Source organism: Noviherbaspirillum sp. (assembly GCF_035944575.1).
GTDB lineage: Bacteria > Pseudomonadota > Gammaproteobacteria > Burkholderiales > Burkholderiaceae_D > Noviherbaspirillum.
In genome coordinates, this window is sequence record NZ_DASZBA010000270.1 from 1 (window position 1) to 6,406 (window position 6,406).

6 protein-coding genes are annotated in these 6,406 nt (G+C 56.9%); all 6 read right to left on the minus strand.

The window, feature by feature from the left end; all coding sequences use genetic code 11:
- The coding region (locus tag VGU61_RS22335) for a hypothetical protein (RefSeq protein WP_326861522.1) at window positions 1-1,451 on the minus strand (1,451 nt) is incomplete at its 3' end.
- A gap of 46 nt (window positions 1,452-1,497) precedes the next feature.
- On the minus strand, window positions 1,498-3,063 hold the full coding sequence (locus VGU61_RS22340) for a hypothetical protein (RefSeq protein WP_326861523.1): 1,566 nt from the start codon (window positions 3,061-3,063) through the stop codon (window positions 1,498-1,500).
- A gap of 280 nt (window positions 3,064-3,343) precedes the next feature.
- Entirely contained in the window at window positions 3,344-4,294 is a 951-nt protein-coding gene (locus VGU61_RS22345; RefSeq protein ID WP_326861524.1) for a glycosyltransferase family 2 protein, read from the minus strand.
- A 9-nt stretch (window positions 4,295-4,303) separates the two neighbouring features.
- Window positions 4,304-4,690, minus strand: coding sequence for a GtrA family protein (locus tag VGU61_RS22350; RefSeq protein ID WP_326861525.1), 387 nt, complete (start codon window positions 4,688-4,690; stop codon window positions 4,304-4,306).
- 323 nt (window positions 4,691-5,013) lie between these two features.
- Window positions 5,014-5,655, minus strand: coding sequence for a hypothetical protein (locus VGU61_RS22355; RefSeq protein WP_326861526.1), 642 nt, complete (start codon window positions 5,653-5,655; stop codon window positions 5,014-5,016).
- Entirely contained in the window at window positions 5,652-5,891 is a 240-nt protein-coding gene (locus VGU61_RS22360; protein ID WP_326861527.1) for a hypothetical protein, read from the minus strand. The genes VGU61_RS22355 and VGU61_RS22360 overlap by 4 nt, the downstream gene beginning before the upstream one ends.
- Window positions 5,892-6,406 lie beyond the last annotated feature (515 nt).

Consider the following 6,406-nt stretch of genomic DNA (forward strand, 5'->3'; position numbering starts at 1 on the left):
TTCTCGGCCTGGTACCACAGGGGATAGTGAAGATAAAGATTATTGGTATTGGCCGCCGCACTATCGCGGTTATAGATCAGCGACAGTGCGCGCTGTCCGGGTTCGAGCGCGCTCAGCACGGCATCGAACTCGGCTGATTCCCGCGCGAAGTGCCATGCCCGCGAAGTATGCACGGCGAACATCGTCCAGCATGCGATCATCAGAAGGAAGACGACACCTGTACACCTCGGCGGTGAAAAATTCCGCGCCGCAGGCAAGGCGTCATTCTGCGGCTTTGCGTTGAACATCCATGCATAAGCCGGGGCAAGGAATAGTGCAAAGCGTTCATACAAAAATGCCGTGTTCATGGCGAAATGCGGAACCACGATAATGATCGACGCAACGATGACAAAGGCGATCCAGCTCGAACTGCGCCGCCAGTGGATGCGCAATCCCATCAGCCAGGGCGCGGCGGCAAAAAGCAGTACGATTGCCCAGTAGTAGGTGCTTGGCGATCGCTGGGTACCGGCTGCCACTGTGTACAGAAGCGGGAGACGCCGCAGTGCGTCCCAATTCCATCGGGTCCCCTGTTCCAGTCCGGTCTGCAATCCTGCATTGATGCGCTGGTTGATCAGAAAGTAGGCACCACAGGCGAAGGCGAGCAGGATGTATGGCCAGGCGGCTTTCAGCAACGGTGTGAACCAGCGGACCCGGGCGGCGAGGATGGCCGCGCCCACCGCGGTCGCGAACAGGAAGACGAGCCCATGCGAAGCGAGCATCAGCAATCCGATCAATACCACCATCGCGCCACGAGACCTGTCGGGAGAAACGGCATAGCGCTCGGCCTGGAGGATGAAATACAGACCGATGGGCGAGGCTATCAGGAAGGTGAAGAAGCCCCAGGTATATGCGAAGCCGAAAAAGCTCAGAAGGAAAAGCCAGTCGAGCCTTGCATCTCCGCCGAACTGCCGTCGTAGTGCGATGCACATGCAGACAAAGGCGATGTAGGCCGCCGAAAGCAGCAACTTCAACGCAGCCGCCACAGGCATCAGAAGCGACAAAGGCAAGGCCAGGCCGTATCCGATGATGTAGGGTGTGAACAGATTGATTCGCAGTTGCTCCGACCACGGTGAGTCGCCGAGCAGCATCTGCTTCAAAAGTACGACCTGCCCCGCATGCTGGGGGAGATCGACCATCGGAGGATGCGGCGCAACCCAGAATATGAGCATTCCCCACAGGGCGCTAATGATGAACAACAGCCGCAATCTCCTCTCCTGCATCCAGTCTTCCTTATCGTTGGTATTGAATGATGGCCGCGCGGGCGTACCAAGGTCCTGAGGTCGCCGTGCTCCCCGCGCGATGAAGTGCATGGCGATGCGGTTCTGTTCGCGCCAGCCGTCTCGTCCGGCCCAAACGATGTCGTGCCCGGCGATCAAACCGGTGCCGTTTCTGGACAGCTCTGTCGGCGGCAAGGCGATGCGAGGCCGGTGTATGCTGACGGGCGCCACCCCGTAAATGTCATTTGCCGGCCTGTTTCCGGACTGTACAATCCTTGCGCTCGAATACCGTCCAGCTTCCGCTGGTCACGGTCGACACGGGTGCGCAATCCGCCCCCTTGAACAGGTCTTTCGGTAACGGTCCCAGATGACGGACGATGAAGTAGCGATAGTTCGACGCACCGTGCTTCTCCCAGTCAAGGCCTTCCGGATACCACTCGAAACCCTTCTCCACCGCCGGCAGGTGCTGGGGTTGATACCGCACTATCTGCGGCGGAAACCACGCGAAGTTGAAGTCTACGAATCCGCTCTTCTCGGCCTGGTACCACAATGGATAGTGCAGATAAACTCCATAGGTATTCGCCGCCTCGCTGTGTCGGTCGAAGATCAGCGACAGAGCGCGCTGGCCAGGTTCGAGTGCGCTGAGTACCGCATTGAAGTCCGCCGATTCCTTTCCGAAGTTCCATGCACGTACGGTGTGCACGCCGAGCATGGTCCAGCAAACCAGCGCTATCAACGGAACATAGAAACGCGCAAGGCGGCCGCTGCCCGCAGCGAGCCGACTGGCAGTGGGATGCAGGTTGTCGGCAGCCGTGGATTTGTTGATGAACATCCATGCGTATGCAGGCGCCAGGAACAGCGTGAAGCGCTCGTAAAGGTAGGAGGAATCGTAGGCGTAGTAAGGCACGAAAGCGAGGATCAGCATGACGATCGCAAACGCAACCCAGTTCGACCTGTTGCGCCATTCGATGCGCAGGCCCATCAACCAGGGGACCGCAGCCATGAAAATGACCAGCAGCCAGAACGGTGCACTGGAGCTTCGCTGCGTGCCTGCCGCGATGGCGTACAGTGGCGCTTTCAAGCGCCGGATGAGATCGAAATTCCATTCGATGCGCGGCTGCAGATTGATCTGCAATTCGGCATTGATACGCCTGTTGATCCAGAAGTAAGCAATACAGGTCAGCGCCAGGATCACGAAAGGCCAGGCGGCTGAAAGCAGCGCCTTGAGTCGTTTCATTCTTACCGCAAGCAGCGCGGCGCCGACGCCCCATGCGAAGCCGAAAATCATGCCGTGCGACGCGAGCGTCAGCAAGCCGACCGCGATGACGGCGATGCCGCGCGACACGGTCCGCTGGTCCGCGAATCGCTCCGTCAGCAGAATGAACCACAAGCCGATCGGCGCCGCCACCAGGAAGGTAAGGAAGCCCCAGGTATAGGCGAATCCGAAGAAGCTCAGCAGGAAGAACCAATCGAGACGCGGATCACCGCCGTATTGCCGGCGCAGCCTGACACACATGAAAACGAACGCGATGTACGACAGCGACATCAACAATTTAAGCGATGCGTCGACCGACATCACGAATGACAATGGCAAGGCGAGTCCGTAGCCGATGATGTAAGGAGTGAAGAGATTGATGCGGAATTGATCGGCCCATGGCGACTGTCCGAGTACCATTTCCTTCAACAGAGCGACCTGCCCCGCGTGCTGCGGCAGATCGATCATCGGCGGATGTGGGGCAACCCAGAAAATAAGAGCTCCCCACAAAATGGATAGCAGGAACAGTGCCCTGAACGTCGACTCTCGCATTGATTTCCTTTGTTGGTTGCAATTCGGATGCGCATGCTGCGCCATGCCGTGGCTTGCGCCGTGGCATCGTGGATGAACAAAGCAATGCTCATGCCAAAATTGCAATGCTACCGGCTGCACGGTGTAAATAGGTTGATACACCTTAATCAGTGAAGGCGTTGCAGGAAAAATTTACACGCTGCGCCTTGACGTTACATCTTGGGATACCCCGGCAAGGCCATGCTTCCGGCGCGGACGAATGTCAGGTGCCGGCCCCATGCGGCCTGGTGCATCGCGGCAGCTAAATGGATTTCTCGATGATGAAGCGCGGGCGTTGCTTGGTTTCCGAATAGATGCGTGACAGGTAGCCGCCGATGATACCCAGGGCCAGCAGTTGCAGGCCGCCGAGAAAATACATCGGGATCACGGTCGATGCCCAGCCGGGTATGGCCAGATTTGTGGCAAAACGGATGAATAGCGCCCACATTCCGATCGCCATGGACGCCGCCGACAGCACGAAGCCAAATACCGTAATCCATTGCAGCGGCACCGTTGAGAAAGAAAAGATGCCATTGAGCGCCAGCGCCAGCATCTTGAGCACCGGGTATTTGCTCTCCCCGGCGAATCGCGACAGCCGGTCGTACGTGACAATGGCGGTACGGAAACCCAGCATCGGAATGATCCCGCGCAGGAACAGGTTCACCTCGCGGAAGTCACGCAGCGCATCAAGCGAGCGGCGGCTCATCAGCCGGAAGTCGGCATGGTCGGGGACAATGTCGACGCCGAATTTGCGCAGCAGGCCGTAATAGGCGCGCGCGGTCCAGCGCTTGAACATGGTATCGGTATCGCGCCGGGCGCGGACGCCGTAGACGATGTCGGCGCCGCGCTCGTATTCATCCAGCATGCGTGGTATTGCTTCGATGTCGTCCTGCAGATCAGCATCGAGGCTGACGAGGACGTCGCCGCGGGCGGACAGCAATCCCGCCAGCAACGCGTTCTGATGCCCCTGGTTGCGTGACAGCTTGATGCCGTGCACGCGCGGATCCTTCCGGCTGAGCTCTTCGATCATCTGCCATGTCCGGTCGCGTGACCCGTCATCCACGAAGGTGACGCTGCTTTCCATGTCGATGCGGCCCTGCGCCTGCAGCTTGCCGAGCATGGCCAGCAGTTGCCTGCTGGTTTCAGGCAGAACGGCTTCTTCGTTATAGCAGGGAACGATCAGATTGACGTGAACAGGATGGATCGATGTCATGGTCGCCACTCAGCAATGACGCGGCTGGCGAAAAGCGAAGAGGCGGCTGCCGACGTAGCCTAGTCCCGTATAGGCCACCGCACCGAAGATGTGCGGCAGAAAGCTCCCCTCGCCCATGATGGAGCGAGCGGCGATCAGGATTGCAAGGTTGGCGGCATAGGCCACTGCGCAGACGAGCGCGAATCGGGAAAAGCTGCGTGCCACCGCCCCCTTGTCATTAAAGGTCCAGATGCGGTTCATGCTGAAGCTCCACAAAAAGCCGACGAGATAACCAAGTACGTTGGCGGAAACATCCTGCCAGCCGAAGAAACGCCAGGCGATATACACGATCCCCATACCGATGACCGTATTGGATACCCCAACGAGCAAGAAGCGAAAGAATGAATGTTTGAACATTACTGGCGGACATGCACATCAGAGTGCCGTTTCTAGTTGTCTTATTAGTATCGGCCAGTCGAGTGCGGGCGGCATTGATATGTATCACCTGTTTCGGACAGCGTGGCGTGCAGCACTTTCACCGCCGCTTACACCAGTCAGGCATCCTTCTATGCCATCCGTGCGGCAACAACCCGCTTTCATAGCGGCTTGCTTGCAGCATGCGGTATGGCCTGCAACTCTCAATGAGAGGCCTCATCCGCGCAGAAAATCTTTACGTGGATGAGGCTTGGCACGACAAGTTACTTCTTATTCAACCGAGGGTTTTGCACTCGGCTTTCCAGTTACGCATATTCTGCGATCTCTTTGCCTTTCACCGATGTTGCCGCTTGCTGAATACCTTCTTGTGACGCTGGCTGTGATGCCGAAGCTTGGGCTGCAGCGGACTTTTCCTTGATTCGCTCCGACACTACATGACGTGTGAAAGCGGCCGACCATCGGCACACATCCGTCATCCCTTCCACATTAAGCCCGTGCTTTTCAAGGGATTCCTTATTGCAAGCAGCGTCCTGCAGTCGCGTCATGAAGTCGGGGTCCGCCTTGTCTGCATCAGTCAGCTTGTTAAGGTTCGCCGTTACGTTCATGACCATATCTGCTTCGCCTGTCGGCGACTTCTTGAAGATGGTGGGTACGGCAACGACGTATCTTTCCGCTTCAGCGTCCTTTCCATAGAGTGCATGACCGTCGACGATAAAGCTGACGACACGCAGCTCCTGCTCATGGTTATCGACAACCTTCAGATTGACTCTCGGCACTGCCGCCCAAGGGAAGCCCGCACCCTTGCCGTAGTCTTTCTCGATGCTTGCCGCGGCGTTTTCAATCTTTTCGCGGATCATTTCCGGGGAATCTGTTCCCTTGACGAAGACAATGCCTTTTCCGTTACCGCTGCCGCTTGGCTTGACCACCACATCACCATTTGGATTCATCGGATTGGATTTTTTTCAAGCTGGATTAATTGAACCACTTCATCCACCAGACCAGATATGCCTTTTTCCTTGCCGGCCTCAATGGAATTGCTCGTTTCATTCAGGCTATAAGCATTGGGAAACTCCTTCCCGTGAACCGGATTGAATTTCTTCATCGCTTCGAGAAACGCCCCCTTGTCGGTAAGACCGTGCAGAAGGCACGCGAATTCGCCTGAGCATGCATAAGGACCATGCATGTCCCTATTTGATGATGATCCATCATTCCGATGAAGAGGCACCGCCCTGATTTGGTATAGGCTGCCCTATCAGGTTGCGTGCTTAACAGATCCAAACCCGCTTTCAACGGACTTACACATGGTGGAAAAGGCTGACTTTGGCGTTACCCCTCAATGTCTGACTCTGCACCAGAACGGCCCTCGCGACGAGTTAACCGTAGTTCGTCCGCATTACATCCAAAATTTTTCCCGGCCAATCGCGAAACAGTGCGTCGGACATTTTTGAGATCCGGTGGGTTTATGGCGCCAAGGACGGATATCGAGGAAGTTGCACAAACCGGCTCTCCGGACCCGGCACATGCATGTTTGTTGAGGAATTGGTTTTTCTTGCCGTACCAAGCTGGCTTCGTCAGCATGGATTCACAAGACTGGACCGGAGATGGTCACGGATGTAGCGCGTGATTCTTTCAGAGGTGCGTCGAGCGGAGAAAAGAACAGGTCAGTCTCGACGTCTGGCGGAGCCTAACAGGGCGTGC

What these genes read in the sequence shown, in the direction of transcription:
- VGU61_RS22340 (WP_326861523.1), bottom strand. Translation starts at nt 3,063, where the DNA reads ATGCGAGAGTCGACGTTCAGGGCACTGTTCCTGCTATCCATTTTGTGG.
- VGU61_RS22345 (WP_326861524.1), bottom strand. Translation starts at nt 4,294, where the DNA reads ATGACATCGATCCATCCTGTTCACGTCAATCTGATCGTTCCCTGCTAT.
- VGU61_RS22350 (WP_326861525.1), bottom strand. Translation starts at nt 4,690, where the DNA reads ATGTTCAAACATTCATTCTTTCGCTTCTTGCTCGTTGGGGTATCCAAT.
- VGU61_RS22355 (WP_326861526.1), bottom strand. Translation starts at nt 5,655, where the DNA reads ATGAATCCAAATGGTGATGTGGTGGTCAAGCCAAGCGGCAGCGGTAAC.
- VGU61_RS22360 (WP_326861527.1), bottom strand. Translation starts at nt 5,891, where the DNA reads ATGCATGGTCCTTATGCATGCTCAGGCGAATTCGCGTGCCTTCTGCAC.